This window comes from Pantoea sp. M_10, assembly GCF_008631515.1.
Taxonomy (GTDB): domain Bacteria; phylum Pseudomonadota; class Gammaproteobacteria; order Enterobacterales; family Enterobacteriaceae; genus Pantoea; species Pantoea anthophila.
In genome coordinates this window covers 253,884-271,272 of the sequence record NZ_VWUL01000003.1, presented here as the reverse complement: position 1 = coordinate 271,272, position 17,389 = coordinate 253,884, and the positions used below count along the sequence as shown (strand labels likewise).

Below are 17,389 nucleotides of genomic sequence, written 5' to 3'. Positions count from 1 at the left end.
AACCCGTTGCCCGAGAGAGGAAAATCATGACATCTCCGCTACTGATTGCCCGGACGCCTGACGTCGAACTCCATCTGTTACCGCAAATGGCGAACCGCCACGGCTTAATCACCGGCGCAACCGGCACCGGTAAAACCGTCACGCTGCAGAAGCTGGCCGAATCCTTCTCCGCCAGCGGCGTGCCGGTCTTTATGGCCGACGTGAAAGGCGATTTAACCGGCGTGGCGATGGCCGGTCAGTCCGGCGAAAAGCTTCAGGAGAGACTGGCGAAGATCGGCGTCACCGACTGGCAGCCGCAGAGCAATCCGGTGGTGCTGTGGGATATCTTCGGCGAGAAAGGCCATCCGGTGCGGGCAACCGTCTCCGATCTCGGCCCGCTGCTGCTGGCGCGCCTGCTGAACCTTAATGAGGTGCAGAGCGGCGTTCTGCAGATTATCTTCCGCATCGCCGATGATCAGGGCCTGCTGCTGCTGGACTTCAAAGATCTGCGCGCCATGACCCAGTACATCGGTGACAACGCGAAGAGCTTCCAGACCCAGTATGGCAATATCAACAGCGCCTCGATCGGCGCGATTCAGCGCGGTCTGCTGACGCTGGAGCAACAGGGTGCAGAGCACTTCTTTGGCGAACCGATGCTGGATATCGCCGACTGGATGCGTGTCGACAGCAACGGTAAAGGCGTCATTAACATCCTCTCCGCTGAAAAGCTCTACCAGATGCCGAAACTCTATGCCACCAGCCTGCTGTGGCTGCTGTCAGAGCTGTATGAGCGTCTGCCGGAAGCGGGCGATCTGGATAAGCCTAAGCTGGTCTTCTTCTTTGATGAGGCGCACCTGCTGTTTACCGACGCGCCGCCGGTGCTGCTGGAGAAGATCGAACAGGTGATGCGTCTGATCCGCTCCAAAGGGGTCGGCGTCTGGTTTGTGACCCAGAACCCGGCGGATATCCCGGATCGGGTGCTGGGCCAGCTTGGCAACCGCGTACAGCACGCCCTGCGCGCTTTCACCCCCAAAGATCAGAAGGCGGTAAAAACCGCCGCAGAGACGCTGCGCGCCAATCCGGCTTTTGACAGTGCAGAGGCCATTCAGGCGCTCGGCACCGGCGAAGCACTCATCTCCTTCCTGGATGCCAAAGGCAGTCCGTCGGTCGTCGAGCGCGCCATGGTGATTGCGCCTGGTTCACGCATGGGGCCGGTGACAGGCGATGAGCGCAACGGTCTGATCAACCATTCGCCGCTGTATGGCAAATATGACACGGAAATCGATCGGGAATCGGCTTATGAACGGCTGCAACAGGGCGTGCAGGCCGCCAGTGACAAGGCCAATGCGCCTGAAGCCAAAGGCAACGCGGTGGCGGTCGATGACGGGATTCTGGGGGGATTAAAAGAGATCCTGTTTGGCAGCACCGGTCCGCGCGGCGGCAAGCGGGATGGTGTGGTGCAGACCATGGCGAAGAGCGCCGGGCGTCAGATTACTCACCAGATCATTCGCGGCGTGCTGGGCAGCCTGTTTGGCGGTCGTCGCCGCTAAAGGTGGGTGGCAGCCGGGCTGCCACCTTAACGCTACTGATGTTTCCAGTGGGTGGAGACCGGGTTGGTGACACTGTTCTTTTCCTGCGTGTAGGTGCCGTTCTGCTGGGCAATCGCTTCGCCGGTATCGACAATCGCGTTCTGGATAAACACATTCTGCTTATCGCCACGCACAAAGGTCAGCTGATGGAAGGCGGTCTTGTTACCCCAGTCGCTGGAGGGCAGCGAGATAAAGCGCACCGTGAAGGTCTCATCATCGAAACTGCCCTGCATCACGTAGACGCCGTAATGGTTTTCACCCTGCGAGATGATTTTATAAGTGCCGTTGTCGTAGTAATAAATTTCGGCATCGGGAAAGGGTTTTTTGTCGTACATTTTACGGTAATGCAGGACCTGCTTAATGGTGGGCTTGCCGAAGCTGACGGTCAGATTTTTTCCATCAGCAGAGGTGGTTAGCCCTTCTGCATGCGCGCCGATACCACTCATTAACATCAACAGACTGGCGGTTGCCGTTGCGATTGCTTTCACGTGAATTCTCCTGGTCTGGTTCCATGGATAGGGTGTGTCAACGTAAGGAGACTGCCTCCGGAATGTACACCGCCGTAACTGTTTATCAGAGTGGTAATTTTTAAGGTGATTAGTTTTTAGGAACAGTCTGGTCAGCGCCTCGCCCACTCGGTTAAGACCGCATTAATCCGTGCCAGACTTAACTGCACTTTTCGACCGGGAGAGGAGAACGTTGACCTGTTAAGCAGGCAAACTGCTAAGATCAGGATATGGATAAACAACACGAACTCAAACGGACCAAACGCCTGGCGCTCTCGCTGCTGCTGCTGGCCGCCCTCACCTTTATTGTCACACTGTTTCTGCCGCCCAGCTTTTACGTCAGCGGCCTCAAAGCCATAGCGGAAGCCGCGATGGTCGGCGCACTGGCCGACTGGTTTGCGGTGGTGGCGCTGTTTCGCCGCGTGCCGGTGCCGTTTATTGCCCGTCATACGGCCATTATTCCGCGCAACAAAGATCGCATCGGTGAGAATCTGGGGCGCTTTGTGCAGGAGAAGTTTCTGGATACCGATTCGCTGCTGAATCTGATCCGCCGCTACGATCCCTCCACCCTGCTGGCGCAGTGGCTCAATGCGCCAGGTAACGCCGACCGCGTGGGTCGCCATCTGCTGCAGGTGATGCGCGGCTTCCTGGATCTGACCGATGACACCCGCATCCAGACCTTTATGCGTCGTGCGGTGCATCGCGCTATCGACAAAGTCGATCTCAGCCAGACCAGTGCCCTGGTGCTGGAGAGCCTGACGAAGAACAATCGTCACCAGGCGCTGCTGGACGCGGCAATCGACCAGCTGCTGAAGCTGCTGCACAAACCCACCACCCGGGAATTTATCGCTAACCAGCTGGTGCGCTGGCTGAAGCGCGAGCATCCCATCAAGGCGAAAATGCTGCCGACCGAGTGGCTGGGCGAGCACAGCGCAGAACTGGTGGCGAACGCGGTGGATTCGCTGCTGGATGATGTGGCGCTGGATCAAGGCCATGAGCTGCGGCTGGGCTTTAACCGGGCGGTTGAGAAGCTCATCGTGAAGCTGCAGAGCGACCCGGAAATGGCGGCCCGCGCCGACGAGATCAAAGGCTGGCTGAAAGAGGATGCCTCCTTCAACCGCTACATCGGCGAGCTCTGGAATGATATGCGTAACTGGCTCAAGGCGGATTTCAGCAGCGAAGAGTCGCGCGTGCAGGCGAAAATAGGCGATGCGGCACGCTGGCTGGGCGAAACCCTGGCCGCCGACCCGGCGCTGCGCGACTCAATGAATCAGCACCTGGAGCAGGCCGCCCGCAGCGTCGCGCCGGAGTTTGCCCGCTTCCTGACGCGCCATATCAGCGACACGGTGAAAAGCTGGGATGCGCGGGATATGTCGCAGCAGATAGAGCTGAACATCGGTAAGGATCTGCAGTTTATCCGCATCAACGGGACGCTGGTGGGCGGCACCATCGGGCTGATCCTCTACCTGCTGTCGCAGCTTCCCGCCGTACTGCCGGTGGTGAAAGGCTGGCTGGGCTGACGTAACCAAAAAACCTCGCCTCCCTGCGGGGTTTTTTGTTCTCTGCGTCAGGCAATAATGGGCGGTTATGGCTGCTCCAGCGCAGGCTGCGCGACCGCCATAAAGGCTTTTACCCTCTCCCGATCCACATCGTTCCACCAGACGCCATCGACTTTGAGCGCACTGGCCACAATCACGGCCTGCGTGCGCGCCAGAATCTGGCAGACGTTGGCGGGCGTCACGCCCGACCCCACCAGCAGCGGTAAGGTGGTGGCAGCGCGGATCTCGTCGATTTCCTCCAGCGTGGCGCTGTCGCCGGTGCGTTGTCCGGTGGCGATAACCGCATCCGCTTCGAAGAAGTCGACATCGCGGGTCAGTTCCCGAATGGAGCGATCGGCCACTATCGCGTGGCTGCCGTGTTTAACATGGCTGTCGGCGAATACCCGGATATGTTCGGCACGCAGCTGGCTACGGTAGCGCAGCGCTTTCGCGGCAGCCCCTTCAATAAAGCCTTCGTTGGCGATATAAGCATTCGCCCACTGATTGACGCGGATAAAATCCGCCCCGCCCGCCAGCGCGGTGGCAAAGGCAGGCAGCGCGGCATTCGCCAGCACGTTAATGCCCAGCGGCACGCCGAAACGCTCCCGCACTTTTTCCGTAATCACCGCCATCAGCGCCGGCGTTTCCGGGCCAATATCCTCAGGTTTTGAAAAAGGAATATCGCCATGATTTTCCACAATCAGGCCGTGAACCCCGCCAGCAATATAATTTTCCGCATCGCGTAATGCGCGATCAATTATCGCGCTGACAGGTTTGCCCCGATATTTTGGCGAACCCGGGAAGGGGTCACAGTGAATGACGCCAATAATCGCTTTAGGGCGTGAAAATATCGCTTGTATTGCATCAATTTTTCCTGCTGATATAGCAACCATCGCTTCTTTATCCTGTTCGGGAAAACACTATGCGTGTTTATGTGGCTGGAAATATTACTGTCGATGAAACCTGGTCTGTTACCGATATTCCGGCTAAGGGCGCCTCTGTTCACGGTTATCAGCGATCGCAGGATATCGGCGGAAAAGGCGCGAATCAGGCGATAGTGTTATCCCGTTGCGGCATTGAAACCTGTTTAATTGCCGCGACCGGTCATGACAGCAAAGGAAAATGGATCCGTCAGCAGCTCATGAACGAGCCCGTGACGTTACTGCCCACGCAGCCCATGACCGCGTTGAGCGACACCTCGCTTATTCTGCACAGCGCCGATGGCGATAACGCCATTATTACCAGTACATCGGCGGCAGATGCGCTGGATATCACTACGCTTAGCCACCATCTGGCCAGCGCGCGTCCGGGCGATCTGCTGGTGCAGCAGGGCAATTTCTCGCCCGAAAAAACCCATGCGCTGTTCAGCCTGGCCAAATCCTGCGGCCTGATAACCGTATTTAACCCCTCACCCGTGCACGCCGCTTTTGCCTCATGCTGGTCGCTGGTCGATATCGCCGTGGTCAATCAGCACGAAGCGCAGCAGCTGCAGCCCCGCGCAGTGAAAACGTTAGTGACCACACTGGGCAGTGCGGGCGCCTGGCTGACGCAGGGCGACCAGCGAACGTTTTGTCCGGCGCAACCCGTTAATGCCACAGATACCACCGGCGCAGGCGATACCTTTCTTGCCGTGATGCTGGCTTCCGCGATCCGGCGCGGGGGGGAAATTGATGCATTAGCACTGACGCATGCCAGTCAGGCTGCGGCGCTGACTGTCAGCCGTCACGGGACACGTCAGGCCTTCCCCACCGCAGAGGAACTCGCCGCGCTGCTCCAGTCAGGCGGCGAGCCAGCGGTTATTTAAACATTGCGCGATAACTGTCCACGTTGGCTTTGGTCACCACCGTGGCCGGAACCAGAATGGTTTTCGACACGGTTTTGCCTGCGGTAATCGCGTTCAGGGCTTTTACCGCCTCTTCACCCATCTTTTTCGGATCCTGTTGCAGGACAGCCGTGACATAACCGCCATCAATCCCGCTGATGGCTTTGGATGTCAGATCCCAGCCAAAGACTTTGATCTCTTTCTGGCGGCCCTGGTTTTCCACCGCCGCAATCGCGCCCAGCAGTGCCGGCTCGCCGGTCGCGTAGATAGCGGTTAAATCCGGGTTGCCGGTGATCAGGTTTTCTGCCGCCGTCATCGCCGTATCCTGCACGTTCTGGCCATCAACCACATCCGCGACGGTGATGCCCGGATTGCTTTTGATGGTTTCTTCAAACCCCTTCTGACGCTGGTTCTGTACGGCCGAATTCAGCGCACCCACAATGCCCAGTCGCGCTTTGCCGCCCATATTTTTCGCCACGTAGTCGACAAAATAGTGACCAATAATTTTGCCGCCTTCCAGGTTATCCACGCCCACCTGTGCCGCCTGTGGTCCCGCCGGTAATACCGCATCAATGGCAATAACCGGTATTCGGGCGGCGGCCGCTTCTTTAATCGCTGGCATAATGCCGTTGACGTCAATCGCGTCCACCATAATGCCCTTCACACCCTGCTGAATATAGGTTTCAATGGCGTCGTTTTGAGACACTGGATTATCGTTAGCGTTAAAGATCACTAAATTTTTACCGCTGGCTTTCGCTGCTTCCTGGGCGCCATTATTCATCTGATTAAAAAAAAGGGCCTGCTGATTGATCTGAACCAGCGCATAAGTGGGGGCGGCTTTTGCCAGTGAAAATAATGAACCCGCAGACAGTAAGCCGGTTGCCAGCGCAACAGCACGCAGTTTTCTGGTGTTAAATGCCATCATCTTAAAATTCCTCGTCGGGAATGAGCGATAACCAGTCGATCTCCGCATTAAAATGCAGAGGGAATAGTGTTGGCGGGCAAATATCGTCTGAATGGCTGCTTCAGCCAGAACCTGAATAATCGACTTTCTGCACACCGTCCATTATGGTGCACGTGTGAAAGGAATTAATCGGGTTTGGGAGTGACTCCCGGGTCGTGCGGTAAACTGCCTTTAACATTCGCTTCTGGCTAAATTTTGTCAAGCGATTATTTTATCGTCAGCGGGCATGGAAAAGCTGTCTCCGCTGCGCGTAACTGTGTTACTGATAGCCGATTCCGGGCAAGATGGCAGGTGATATGAGTAAAAAACGGGTGCTATTATCGGATGTGGCAGCGCTGGCCGGGCTCTCTAAAGCGACCGTATCCCGCTATATGAATCAAAGCATTATGCTGCCGCAGGAGACGATTGACCGCATTGAAGCGGCGATTCGTCAGCTGGATTATCGCGGTAACAGCCTGGCGCGTCGCCTGAGCAAGGGCGGCAGCGAAACCCTGGGGCTGGTGCTGCCCGATATTACCAATCCCTTCTTTGCCGAACTGGCAGATGCCGCCGAAGAAGCCGCCTCTGCCCATGGCTACAGCCTGGTGCTCTGTATTACCCGCAACCATCCGGACAAAGAGAGTCAGTTTATCCGCTGGCTGGATACCTGCCAGGTGGATGGCCTGCTGTTTACCACCAACCATCCTGATAACGGTCTGTTACGCAAAGAGATTAACCGCCACCAGCGCATCGTGCTGCTGGATGAGGACATCCCTGGCAGCGTCGTGCCCAAAGTGTTTGCCGACAACGTTCAGGGTGGCCGGATGGCTACCGAAAATCTGATTGCTGCGGGTCATCAGGATATCGCCTTTGTCGGCGGCCCGGCGGAACTGATGAGTGTACGCGAACGCTACCAGGGGTTCTGCACCGCAATGGAGCAGGCTGGCCTGCGTGTCCCGCCCGAATGGGTGATGTACGGCGAATACCAGCGTGAGTTCGGTAAACAGGCGCTGGATCAGCTGTTCAGCCGCGCAGAGCGCCCGACCGCCGTCTTTGCCGCCAGCGATTTTCTGGTACTGGGATTGATGGATGGCCTGCGCGCGCGCGGACTCAACGCGCCCGACGCGCTGTCCCTGGTAGGCTTTGATGACGCCACCTATGCTGACTTCACCCAGCCCCGTATATCCACCATCCGCCAGCCCGCACGTGAACTGGGCCGCACGGCCGTAGAGATCATGTTGCGTATCCTGAATGATGACCTCCCCGTCCCCGCCGAAACCCGCCTGCAGGTTGAATGGGTGGCGCGCGACTCGATACGGATCCGTTAACCACGACCCAGAATGGCGCAAAAGCGCACAACACTGGCGCAAAAAGTGAGCACCTTCATTTAGCCGGTTTCTGTTCAGTAAACCGGTTTACCTGAAGTCAAACGGCAAATGTGCTGTATTACAGTGAGTTAGACCATAAGTGCCACGCCTGGTCACAGACTGGCACGGAAGCTGCACTGTCTCACCCGGCAAACAAATATCGTGTAGCGTGTTGTTCTGTGTGTTGTGACAAAGGGTTTATCCTGCAGGTAAACCGGTTTACAAGGGCGTAAACCGTGCCGGATAGCCCCTTTTTACATGCAGAGTAACGGTCCCGTTAGTGGTGATGGGAGTAATCATATGCAGCAGGCACACACTGCCCTGACACGGGTAGAGATGGTGAATATTACCAAGACCTATGGCGCGATCCGGTCTCTGCAGGGCGTCAACCTGCAACTGGCTCCGGGTGAAGTGCTGGGTCTGGTGGGCGACAACGGCGCGGGAAAATCCACGCTGACCAAGGTGCTGTCAGGTGCGGTCGTCCCGACCAGCGGCACGATTCGTATTGATGGTGAAGAGCAGCATTTCTCTAACCCGGCGGATTCGCGCCGCTGCCATATCGAGATGGTGTATCAGGACCTGTCGCTGTGCGACACCGTCGATGTGGCAGGCAACCTGTTTATGGGACGTGAACCGATGAAGTCCATTTTCGGCATCCCGTTTCTGGACGAAGAAAAAATGCACACTGACGCGCGGGAAATGCTGAAAGGCCTGGGGATTTCTATCCCGGATACCCGGCTGCTGGTACGCAACTTATCCGGCGGGCAGCGCCAGGCGATTGCCATTGCACGCGCTGCCGCCTTCGATCCCAAGGTACTGATTATGGATGAACCCACCGCCGCGCTGGCGGTCGCCGAAGTGGAAGCGGTGCTGGAGCTGATCCGCCGGGTGTCGGCGCGGGGCGTGAGCGTCATCCTGATCACCCATCGCTTACAGGATCTCTTCCTGGTGTGCGATCGCATCATGGTGATGTACGAAGGCACCAATGTGGCGGAGCGCCGCGTGGCCGAAACGGATCTGACCGAGATCGTCAATTTGATCGTGGGTGAGAAGTTTGTCGCCCGCTCGGCCGCCGCGCACTGAGCGAGGTAACAGGATGACTATTATGAATCTGAGCAGTTCCCGTATGACACAGCACTCGCTGCCGCGTCGTCTGCTGCACAACCACTCTGGCGTGGTGAGCATCGCGCTGTTTTTCGTGTTCTGCTGCGTGGTGTTTTCCCTGATCACCGGCAACTTCCTCAGCAGTGCTAACTGGCTGAATATCATTCGCCAGAGCGCGCCGCTGCTGATTGTCGCCACGGCGATGACCCTGGTGATCACCACGGGCGGGATCGATCTTTCCGTAGGATCGACGCTGGCGCTGGTCGGCGCCCTCTCCGCTATCGCGCTGAATAACTGGGGCCTGCCCTGGCCGGTGGTGTTGCTGGGCGGCTTGCTGCTGGGCGCGCTGGTGGGGGCCATTAACGGCTTCTTTATCGCTTACGAAGGCATTCCGGCCTTTATCGTCACGCTGGCGACGCTGGCGGTGGTGCGCGGCGTGGCGCTGCTGATTACCCAGGGCTACTCCATTCCCATCCCTGCCGACAGCCCGTTCGCTTTAATGGGCCGCGCTTGGGTACTGGGCGTGCCGATGCCCGCGCTGATAGGCATCGTGGCGCTGATCGTTGGCCATATCGCACTGAATCATATGCGTTTTGGGCGCTATGTCACGGCGATTGGCGCGAATGCGGAAGGCGCGCGCCGGAGCGGTATTAACACCAAAGCCGTAACCATGAAGGTCTACATCCTCAGCGGTATGGCGGCGGCGCTGGCGGGCATGATCATCACCGCGCGTCTGGGCAGCGGCTCCTCCAACCAGGGCGAAGGCTTCGAGTTGCAGGTGATCGCGGCGGTGGTGCTGGGCAGTACCAGCCTGTTTGGCGGCTTCGGAACCGTTATCGGCACGCTGCTCGGCGCGCTGTCGATTGCCATCATCCAGAACGGCCTGATTCTGTCGCATATCTCCCCGTTTTACACGCAGATCGCCACCGGTACGATTATTCTGCTGGCCATCTGGCTTAACACCCGCATTCTCAACCCGACGCGATCGGCGGCGAAAGGATAGCTGATGAAACACTCTATTTTTCGTCATCCCGATCCGCTGCCGCTGGGCAGCAACAGCGGCTATGTGATGACCGTCCTTGGCCCGCTGCCGGTGAGTGAGATGGGCGTGACGCTGATGCACGAGCACATTCTGCTGGATGCCTCCGGCAAGTGGGTACCGCCCTGCTGCTGTGGCGAGCGTCACCTGGCGGAAATGCCGGTCAGCATCGAAAACCTGGGCGAGCTGTCGCTTAATCCGCTGATCAGCCGCGATAACTGTCAGCTGTTTGATGTGGATCTGGCGATTGAAGAGCTGATGAAGTTCCGGGCACTGGGCGGCGAGACGGTGGTGGATCCCACCAATATCGGCATTGGCCGTGACCCGAAAGCGCTGCAGCGCATCGCGCGCCTGACCGGGCTGAACATCATCATGAGCACCGGGCTGTATCTGGAGCCCTCACATCCCGACTGGGTCAAAACGATCAGCATCGACGCGCTCGCTGACAGGCTGATTTTCGACCTGGGCGGCAGAGAGGAGAAACCCGAGGTGCTGGCTGGCCTGATCGGCGAAATCGGTGTGTCCAGCCGCTTTACCCCTGACGAGGAGAAATCCCTGCGGGCGGCGGGCCGCGCCAGTGCCGCGACACGGGTGCCGGTTGAGGTGCATCTGCCCGGCTGGGAGCGCTTAGGTCATCGGGTGCTGGATATCCTGGAAGAAGAAGGCGCTGACCTGCGTCATGTGGTGCTGTGCCACATGAACCCCAGCTTTGCCGATAAGCGCTACCAGCGCGATCTGGCACAGCGCGGTGCCTTTCTGGAATATGACATGATCGGCATGAGCTATTACTACGCCGATGAGACCGCGCAGTCACCGTCCGATGAGGAGAATGCCCGCGCCATTCGCGAGCTGATCGATGACGGCTTTATCGAACAGATTTTGCTGTCGCAGGACGTGTTCCTGAAAACCATGCTGACCCGCTACGGCGGTCACGGCTATGGCTACATCCTTAAACATTTTGTCCCGCGCCTGAAACGCCACGGCGTCAGCGGCGAACAACTTGAAACCTTACTGATTGCTAACCCACAGCGCGTTTTTGGTGGGTAAGGGAGAACCTGAATGCAGAAGAAAATTTTACTGGTCGGCGAGTCCTGGACCAGCACGTCTGTTCACGTCAAAGGCTTCGATCAGTTTGCCACCGCCACCTGGCATAATGGCGCGACCGACTTTATGGCGGCGCTGGCCGACAGCGATTATGCCATCACCTACATGCCCGCCCATGCTGCCGCCACCGAATTTCCTTTAACCCCGGACGGGCTTCAGCAGTGGGATGCGATCATTCTGTCCGACATCGGCGCCAATACGTTGCTGCTGCACCCGGATACCTGGCTGAAGAGCCAGCGCACGGCAAATCGCCTGACGCTGATCCACGACTATGTGGCGGCGGGCGGCGCGCTGATGATGATTGGCGGTTACTTCAGTTTTCAGGGTATCAATGGCGGCGCGCGCTATCGCAACACGGCGGTCGAGAAAGTCCTGCCGGTGCGCTGCCTGGCCTGGGATGACCGCATCGAAACGCCCGAAGGCGTTTATCCCTGCGTGACCGAATCTCACGCGCTGTTCGCCGGTATGCCAGACGACTGGCCATGGCTACTGGGCTATAACGAAGTGGAGATGCACCCGGAAGGTAAACTGCTGGCGACCATCGCCGGCACCTCACATCCGCTGCTGGCGGTGCGCGAGTATCAGCAGGGTCGCTCACTGGTCTGGACCAGCGATATGTCTGCGCACTGGCTGCCGCAGGAGTTTGCTCAGTGGCCGGGTTACCGCCAGCTGTGGATCAACTGCCTGGACTGGTTAACGGTGCGCGGATGATGAGCCAGAGCCAGACGCTGGCGCAGCAGCTGTTGCGCTTTGACACCATTAATCCTCCGGGCAACGAAGCGGCCTGCATGCACTTTCTGGCAGAGTGGCTGGCGGAACGGGGCTTTGAGGTCACCCTGTCCCCCTTCGGTGAAAATCGCCTTAACCTGATTGCCCGCCTTCCTGGCCGTCAGCCCGGCCCGCAGCTGGCGTTTACCGGCCATCTGGATACGGTCCCGCTCGGCAATGCTGACTGGCAGTTCGATCCGTTTGGTGAAATCGTGGATGACCGGCTTTACGGTCGCGGTTCGAGTGACATGAAGGCGGCTGTCGCGGCTTTTGCTGTGGCCTGCGTGACGCATCAGCAGGCGATTCAGCAGGGTTCCGGCGTCGTGCTGATGATCACCGGCGGGGAGGAGACGGGCTGTGACGGCGCGCGGGCGCTGATTGCTGCCGCTGACCTGCCCGATGTCGGCGCATTGATTGTCGGCGAGCCCACCGCCAACTATCCGGTTATCGGCCACAAAGGCGCACTCTGGCTACGCTGTGAAACGCGCGGGAAAACGGCCCATGGCGCGATGCCGGAACTGGGCATTAATGCCATTTATCTGGCGGCGGAGGCTCTGGGCAGGATCCAGCACTTCTCGCCTGGCGCGCCACATCCGCTGATGAAGCAGCCGACCGTTAACGTCGGACGCATTTCAGGCGGCCTGAACATTAACTCTGTACCCGATCGCACCCAATTTGATGTGGATATCCGCAGCGCACCCAATCTGCAGCACGCCACCATTCGACAGCAACTGACAACCTTACTGGGAGAGAGCGTAACGGTGACGACGCTGGTGGATCTGCCGGCCGTACTGAGCGAAGAGAATCAGGCCTGGATTCATTCTGTTTATCAGCATTGTCAGGCGTTACATGACGCTCCGCTGACGCCGCGCATTGTGCCCTACTTTACTGATGCGTCACTGTTGTTACCCGCACTGGGTACGCCGCCCTGCATTATCCTTGGTCCCGGCGAGCCATCCATGGCACACCAGACCGATGAATATTGCCTGCTGAGCCGGTTAGCGGAAGCGGAGCTGTTGTATGGTGCGTTGATTAACGACTGGATGAGGTCATAGAGGGGTGCCTCAGACGGCTGGCCGAATAAAGGGGCGCACGACGCCCGCCATAAAAAAGGCCGCTTGCGCGGCCTTTTTTCATTCACGGTGCTTAGCGCCGCTTAATCAGCATAAACATACTGATCGCAAAGAACGCGAAGCTTGGCAGGATCGCCCCCAGCACCGGCGGCAGTCCGTAAACCAGACTCAGCGGGCCGAAAATCTGATCCAGCACGTAGAACAGGAAGCCGAAGCTGATACCGGTCACGACCCGTACCCCCATCGACACGCTGCGCAGCGGACCGAAAATAAACGACAGCGCCATCAGCATCATCACCGCCACCGACAGCGGCTGGAAAATCTTGCTCCACATATTCAGCCGGTATCGTCCTGACTCCTGGCCGCTCTGCTTCAGATACTTACTGTAGTTATACAGACCGCGAATCGATAACGCATCCGGGTCGAGCGCCACCACGCCCAGCTTGTCGGGCGTCAGATTGGTTTTCCACTCGCCGCTCAGACTCTGTGAGCCGGTAATCTGCTTCGGATCGGTCAGGTTCGACTCATCGACCTGTGACAGTATCCAGCGCTTTTTGTCTTTATCCCAGGTCGCCGTCGCCGCATAACGCACGCTCTGTAAACGGCGCTGATCGGTAAAGTTATAGATGCTGACGCCGTCAATCTCATTGTCGCCTTTAATGCGCTCAATAAAGATGAAGTTGTTGCCATCCTTTGCCCACAGACCATTCTGCGTCGACACCAGTGCGCCGCCGTAAAGCTGCTGCGCCCGGTAGTTACGCGCCATCTGCTCGCCTGACGGCGCCACAAATTCCCCGATCGCCATGGTCAGCAGCACCAGCGGAATCGCCGTTTTCATCACCGACAGCGCCACCTGCATGCGGGTAAAGCCCGCCGCCTGCATCACCACCAGCTCACTGCGCTGCGCCAGCGCGCCCAGTCCCAGCAGAGCACCCAGCAGGGCCGCCATCGGGAAGAAAATCTCAATATCTTTGGGCACGCTCAGCAGGGTGTAATAGCCGGCGCTCAGCGCGCTGTAGCTCCCCTGCCCGGTCTTACGCAGCTGATCGACGAACTTGATGATGCCGGAAAGCGACACCAGCATGAACAGCGTCAGCATTATCGTATTGAAAATCGTTTTACCGATATAACGGTCAAGAACGCGAAACATCAGACTGACCCTCCGCGTGTAAAGCGGGCGCGAACCCGACGCATCGGCACCGTATCCCACAGGTTAAGCACTATCGCCAGCAGCAGATAGCTGATATTCACCACCCACATCCATACACCCGGATCGAGCCGGCCTTTTGCTCCGCTCGACTTCAGCGAACTCTGCAGCAGGAAGAAGATCAGATAGAGCAGCATCGCGGGCAGCATCGACAGCACGCGTCCCTGACGGGGGTTCACCACGCTGAGCGGCACCACCATCAGCGCCATCACCAGCACCGCGAACACCAGCGTCAGACGCCAGTGCAGCTCGGCCTTAAACTCAGGCGTGTTGTTGCTGAACAGACCGGTAAAACTCGACTGCTCTGCATCATTCGGATCGAGCGTCGCCGCCTTATAGCCCACAATCGCCTGATAGTTGGTGAAGTCGGTAATGCGGAAGTCACGCAGCAGGGCCGTGCCCTCAAAGCGGGTACCCTTATCCAGCGTCACCACCTGCGAACCATCTTTACGCTGCTCCATGTGGCCGCTGTCAGCCAGCACCACCGACGGACGCGCATTGCCTTTAGGCCGCAGCTGCGCCAGGAAAACGTTACCGAACTGGTTGCCCTTTACATCCTCGACAAACAGCACGGCGCTGCCGTCGCTGGAGGTCTGGAACTGGCCAGCGGCCATCGCCGCGGCTCCCGGGTTCGCTTTGGCGTTCTGCGTTACTTCATCCTGATAACGGGATGACCAGGGGCCGAGCCAGATAACGTTCACCGCCGCCACCAGCGAGGTAAACAGCATCAATACCATCGCTGCTTTAACCAGCACGGCCTTGCTCAGGCCGCAGGCGTGCATCACGGTAATTTCACTTTCCGTGTAAAGCCGTCCCAGCGTCATCAGGATCGCCAGAAACAGACTTAAGGGCAGTATAAGTTGTGCCATTTCAGGCACGCCGAGTCCTAACAGTGTCAGAACCAGGTTTGTCGGCACTTCGCCATCCACCGCGGCTCCCAGGATCCTGACTAACTTCTGGCAAAAGAAGATGAGTAGCAGGATAAACAGGATAGCCAGCTGGCTTTTGAGCGTTTCCCGAACCAGATATCTAATGATGATCACGCTTAGTACGCCTGTGAAAACTTGTCTTTTTGCAGGAAAATCGCTAGTTTCAACGCTTATCAGCCATTTTTCTTCATCAATGGCCGTCGTCGTAGCTAAAATTGTATGAAAAACGCGTCCGGGTGGTGAAAAAACAACATCTTGTCACCCTGATTCATTATGACCTCCAGCGGCAGAATGTCATGCTGCGACAATGAATAAATGGGTCATGAGCGCGCTACATTCTAGCGGCAGCAGCGGCCGTTGTCTTTAAGATTCAGGAGAGTGCATGGAGTTCAGTGTAAAAAGCGGAAGCCCGGAAAAACAACGCAGTGCCTGCATTGTCGTTGGCGTTTTCGAACCGCGTCGTCTGTCACCGATTGCCGAACAGCTGGATAAAATCAGTGACGGTTACATCAGTGCCCTGCTGCGCCGCGGCGAGCTGGAAGGAAAAGTGGGCCAGACACTGCTGCTGCATCATGTGCCAAATATCCTGTCTGAGCGTATTCTGCTGATTGGCTGCGGGAAAGAGCGTGAACTGGACGAACGCCAGTACAAGCAGGTCATTCAGAAAACCATCAATACGCTGAACGATACCGGCTCCATGGAGGCGGTCTGCTTCCTGACCGAGCTGCATGTCAAAGGACGCAATACCTACTGGAAAGTGCGTCAGGCGGTGGAAACCTCAAAAGAGGCGCTCTACAACTTTGATCAGCTGAAGAGCAACAAAGCCGAGCCACGTCGTCCGCTGCGCAAGCTGGTGTTCAACGTGCCGACCCGTCGCGAGCTGACCAGCGGCGAGCGGGCGATCCAGCACGGGCTGGCGGTTGCCGCCGGTATGAAAGCGGCGAAAGATCTCGGCAACATGCCGCCTAACATCTGTAACGCCGCCTATCTGGCGTCACAGGCGCGCCAGCTGGCCGATGCCTTCAGCAAAAATGTGACCACCCGCGTGATCGGCGAACAGCAGATGAAAGAGCTGGGCATGAACGCCTATCTCGCCGTCGGCGCCGGGTCGCAGAATGAGTCGCTGATGTCGGTCATTGAATACAAAGGCAATCCGGACGCTGAAGCGCGCCCGATTGTGCTGGTGGGTAAAGGGCTGACCTTTGACTCCGGCGGCATCTCCATCAAGCCTGCCGACAGCATGGATGAGATGAAGTATGACATGTGCGGCGCCGCCGCGGTCTATGGCGTCATGCGTATGGTGGCCGAGCTGAACCTGCCGCTGAACGTGGTCGGCGTGCTGGCGGGCTGTGAAAACATGCCGGATGGCCGTTCGATGCGTCCGGGAGATGTGCTGACCACCATGTCAGGCCAGACGGTCGAAGTGCTGAACACCGACGCTGAAGGCCGTCTGGTACTCTGTGATGCACTGACTTACGTCGAGCGTTTCGACCCGGAAGTGGTGATCGACGTCGCGACGCTGACCGGTGCCTGCGTGATTGCGCTGGGCCATCACATCAGCGGCCTGCTGTCGAACCACAATCCGCTGGCGCATGAGCTGATCAGCGCGTCCGAACAGTCCGGCGATCGCGCCTGGCGTCTGCCGATGGCGGATGAGTTCCAGGAGCAGCTGGAGTCCAACTTTGCCGATATGGGCAACATTGGAGGCCGTCCGGGCGGCGCGATCACCGCCGCCTGCTTCCTGGCGCGTTTCGCCCGCAAATATAACTGGGCGCACCTGGATATCGCCGGAACCGCCTGGCGCTCCGGCAAGGCCAAAGGCGCCACCGGTCGTCCGGTGCCGATGCTGTCACAGTTTCTGTTGAATCGGGCAGGATTGAACGGCGACGATTAAGCGCCCTCTTTTCTGACAGCAAGGGCGGATCTGATTCCGCCCTTGATCTTCTGATGAGCAAACCGATGAAAAACGCAACCTTCTACGTGCTGGAAACCGATGCCACCCAGGATGGCCTGAGCGCTGTTGAAGCGCTGGTGTGCAATCTGGCGGAAACACGCTGGCGGGCCGGAAAGCGGGTGCTGATTGCCTGCGAAGATGAACAGCAAGCCATTCGTCTCGACGAAGCGCTGTGGCAACGACCGGCCAATGCCTTCGTGCCGCACAACCTGGCGGGTGAAGGCCCGCGCTACGGTGCGCCGGTTGAGCTGGCCTGGCCACAGCGTCGCGGCAGTTCACCGCGCGACCTGCTGATTAGCCTGCTGCCCCACTTCGCAGATTTTGCTACTGCTTTCCATGAAGTGATAGACTTCGTTCCTTACGAAGACGCTCTCAAACAACTCGCGCGCGACCGCTACAAAGCGTATCGCAGCGTGGGTTTCCAATTGAATACGGCAGCGCCACCACAGCCGCAAACGACATAGCAG

The 17,389-nt window shown here is 58.2% G+C and carries 16 protein-coding genes; 11 read left to right on the top strand and 5 right to left on the bottom strand.

Annotation, left to right across the window (positions count from 1 at the left end):
- Nucleotides 1–26: 26 nt before the first annotated feature.
- Nucleotides 27–1,529: a helicase HerA-like C-terminal domain-containing protein gene (locus tag F3I47_RS11080; protein WP_150028699.1), complete on the top strand. Its 1,503-nt coding sequence runs from the start codon at nucleotides 27–29 to the stop codon at nucleotides 1,527–1,529.
- Between the two features lie 32 nt (nucleotides 1,530–1,561).
- On the opposite strand, the gene F3I47_RS11075 is transcribed toward F3I47_RS11080, so the two are convergent.
- Nucleotides 1,562–2,056, bottom strand: a complete 495-nt coding sequence (locus F3I47_RS11075; RefSeq protein ID WP_140028791.1) for a hypothetical protein — start codon at nucleotides 2,054–2,056, stop codon at nucleotides 1,562–1,564.
- A gap of 248 nt (nucleotides 2,057–2,304) precedes the next feature.
- Here F3I47_RS11075 and F3I47_RS11070 point away from each other — a divergent pair, with 248 nt between their 5' ends.
- A complete protein-coding gene (locus tag F3I47_RS11070; protein ID WP_150028700.1) occupies nucleotides 2,305–3,594 on the top strand; it encodes a DUF445 domain-containing protein in 1,290 nt (429 codons plus the stop codon).
- 65 nt (nucleotides 3,595–3,659) lie between these two features.
- Here F3I47_RS11070 and F3I47_RS11065 read toward each other — a convergent pair whose 3' ends face one another.
- Nucleotides 3,660–4,505, bottom strand: a complete 846-nt coding sequence (locus tag F3I47_RS11065) for a BtpA/SgcQ family protein (protein ID WP_150028701.1) — start codon at nucleotides 4,503–4,505, stop codon at nucleotides 3,660–3,662.
- A 29-nt stretch (nucleotides 4,506–4,534) separates the two neighbouring features.
- Between F3I47_RS11065 and F3I47_RS11060 the strand changes: the two genes are divergently transcribed.
- A complete protein-coding gene (locus tag F3I47_RS11060; protein ID WP_009092344.1) occupies nucleotides 4,535–5,416 on the top strand; it encodes a ribokinase in 882 nt (293 codons plus the stop codon).
- Here the strand turns inward: F3I47_RS11060 and F3I47_RS11055 are convergent.
- Nucleotides 5,409–6,359 (bottom strand): substrate-binding domain-containing protein, encoded by a 951-nt coding sequence (locus tag F3I47_RS11055; RefSeq protein WP_150028702.1) that lies wholly within the window; start codon nucleotides 6,357–6,359, stop codon nucleotides 5,409–5,411. The genes F3I47_RS11060 and F3I47_RS11055 overlap by 8 nt on opposite strands.
- 323 nt (nucleotides 6,360–6,682) lie before the next feature.
- Here F3I47_RS11055 and F3I47_RS11050 point away from each other — a divergent pair, with 323 nt between their 5' ends.
- The 6 genes from F3I47_RS11050 (at nucleotide 6,683) to F3I47_RS11025 (ending at nucleotide 12,814) form a co-directional block, all read left to right on the top strand.
- Nucleotides 6,683–7,705, top strand: a complete 1,023-nt coding sequence (locus F3I47_RS11050) for a LacI family DNA-binding transcriptional regulator (RefSeq protein ID WP_150028703.1) — start codon at nucleotides 6,683–6,685, stop codon at nucleotides 7,703–7,705.
- A 375-nt stretch (nucleotides 7,706–8,080) separates the two neighbouring features.
- Nucleotides 8,081–8,827 (top strand): ATP-binding cassette domain-containing protein, encoded by a 747-nt coding sequence (locus F3I47_RS11045; protein WP_167428931.1) that lies wholly within the window; start codon nucleotides 8,081–8,083, stop codon nucleotides 8,825–8,827.
- Nucleotides 8,828–8,849: 22 nt separating this feature from the next.
- Nucleotides 8,850–9,851, top strand: a complete 1,002-nt coding sequence (locus F3I47_RS11040) for an ABC transporter permease (protein ID WP_162484734.1) — start codon at nucleotides 8,850–8,852, stop codon at nucleotides 9,849–9,851.
- A 3-nt stretch (nucleotides 9,852–9,854) separates the two neighbouring features.
- The gene (locus F3I47_RS11035) at nucleotides 9,855–10,934 is read left to right on the top strand and encodes a phosphotriesterase (protein WP_150028704.1); all 1,080 of its coding nucleotides are present in this window, start codon (nucleotides 9,855–9,857) and stop codon (nucleotides 10,932–10,934) included.
- Between the two features lie 12 nt (nucleotides 10,935–10,946).
- Nucleotides 10,947–11,702, top strand: a complete 756-nt coding sequence (locus F3I47_RS11030; protein WP_150028705.1) for a glutamine amidotransferase — start codon at nucleotides 10,947–10,949, stop codon at nucleotides 11,700–11,702.
- Nucleotides 11,702–12,814 (top strand): M20 family metallopeptidase, encoded by a 1,113-nt coding sequence (locus F3I47_RS11025; protein WP_140028894.1) that lies wholly within the window; start codon nucleotides 11,702–11,704, stop codon nucleotides 12,812–12,814. Before F3I47_RS11030 ends, F3I47_RS11025 begins: the two co-directional genes overlap by 1 nt.
- A 91-nt stretch (nucleotides 12,815–12,905) precedes the next feature.
- Here the strand turns inward: F3I47_RS11025 and lptG are convergent, their stop codons facing one another.
- Nucleotides 12,906–13,982: an LPS export ABC transporter permease LptG gene (lptG, locus tag F3I47_RS11020; protein ID WP_009092354.1), complete on the bottom strand. Its 1,077-nt coding sequence runs from the start codon at nucleotides 13,980–13,982 to the stop codon at nucleotides 12,906–12,908.
- Entirely contained in the window at nucleotides 13,982–15,082 is a 1,101-nt protein-coding gene (gene lptF / locus F3I47_RS11015) for an LPS export ABC transporter permease LptF (protein WP_058957610.1), read from the bottom strand. The genes lptG and lptF overlap by 1 nt, the downstream gene beginning before the upstream one ends.
- A 268-nt stretch (nucleotides 15,083–15,350) precedes the next feature.
- On the opposite strand from lptF, the gene pepA reads away from it, so the two are divergent.
- Both pepA and F3I47_RS11005 read left to right on the top strand, forming a co-directional pair.
- Nucleotides 15,351–16,862, top strand: coding sequence for a leucyl aminopeptidase (pepA, locus tag F3I47_RS11010; RefSeq protein WP_009092357.1), 1,512 nt, complete (start codon nucleotides 15,351–15,353; stop codon nucleotides 16,860–16,862).
- 65 nt (nucleotides 16,863–16,927) lie between these two features.
- On the top strand, nucleotides 16,928–17,386 hold the full coding sequence (locus F3I47_RS11005) for a DNA polymerase III subunit chi (protein WP_009092358.1): 459 nt from the start codon (nucleotides 16,928–16,930) through the stop codon (nucleotides 17,384–17,386).
- Nucleotides 17,387–17,389 lie beyond the last annotated feature (3 nt).

Excerpts from the sequence above, each read along its gene's own strand:
- F3I47_RS11055 (WP_150028702.1), bottom strand. The coding sequence starts at position 6,359 with ATGATGGCATTTAACACCAGAAAACTGCGTGCTGTTGCGCTGGCAACC.
- F3I47_RS11040 (WP_162484734.1), top strand. The coding sequence starts at position 8,850 with ATGAATCTGAGCAGTTCCCGTATGACACAGCACTCGCTGCCGCGTCGT.
- F3I47_RS11025 (WP_140028894.1), top strand. The coding sequence starts at position 11,702 with ATGAGCCAGAGCCAGACGCTGGCGCAGCAGCTGTTGCGCTTTGACACC.
- F3I47_RS11080 (WP_150028699.1), top strand. The coding sequence starts at position 27 with ATGACATCTCCGCTACTGATTGCCCGGACGCCTGACGTCGAACTCCAT.
- F3I47_RS11065 (WP_150028701.1), bottom strand. The coding sequence starts at position 4,505 with ATGGTTGCTATATCAGCAGGAAAAATTGATGCAATACAAGCGATATTT.
- F3I47_RS11050 (WP_150028703.1), top strand. The coding sequence starts at position 6,683 with ATGGCAGGTGATATGAGTAAAAAACGGGTGCTATTATCGGATGTGGCA.
- F3I47_RS11070 (WP_150028700.1), top strand. The coding sequence starts at position 2,305 with ATGGATAAACAACACGAACTCAAACGGACCAAACGCCTGGCGCTCTCG.
- pepA (WP_009092357.1), top strand. The coding sequence starts at position 15,351 with ATGGAGTTCAGTGTAAAAAGCGGAAGCCCGGAAAAACAACGCAGTGCC.
- F3I47_RS11030 (WP_150028705.1), top strand. The coding sequence starts at position 10,947 with ATGCAGAAGAAAATTTTACTGGTCGGCGAGTCCTGGACCAGCACGTCT.
- F3I47_RS11060 (WP_009092344.1), top strand. The coding sequence starts at position 4,535 with ATGCGTGTTTATGTGGCTGGAAATATTACTGTCGATGAAACCTGGTCT.
- F3I47_RS11005 (WP_009092358.1), top strand. The coding sequence starts at position 16,928 with ATGAAAAACGCAACCTTCTACGTGCTGGAAACCGATGCCACCCAGGAT.
- F3I47_RS11045 (WP_167428931.1), top strand. The coding sequence starts at position 8,081 with ATGGTGAATATTACCAAGACCTATGGCGCGATCCGGTCTCTGCAGGGC.
- lptG (WP_009092354.1), bottom strand. The coding sequence starts at position 13,982 with ATGTTTCGCGTTCTTGACCGTTATATCGGTAAAACGATTTTCAATACG.
- F3I47_RS11035 (WP_150028704.1), top strand. The coding sequence starts at position 9,855 with ATGAAACACTCTATTTTTCGTCATCCCGATCCGCTGCCGCTGGGCAGC.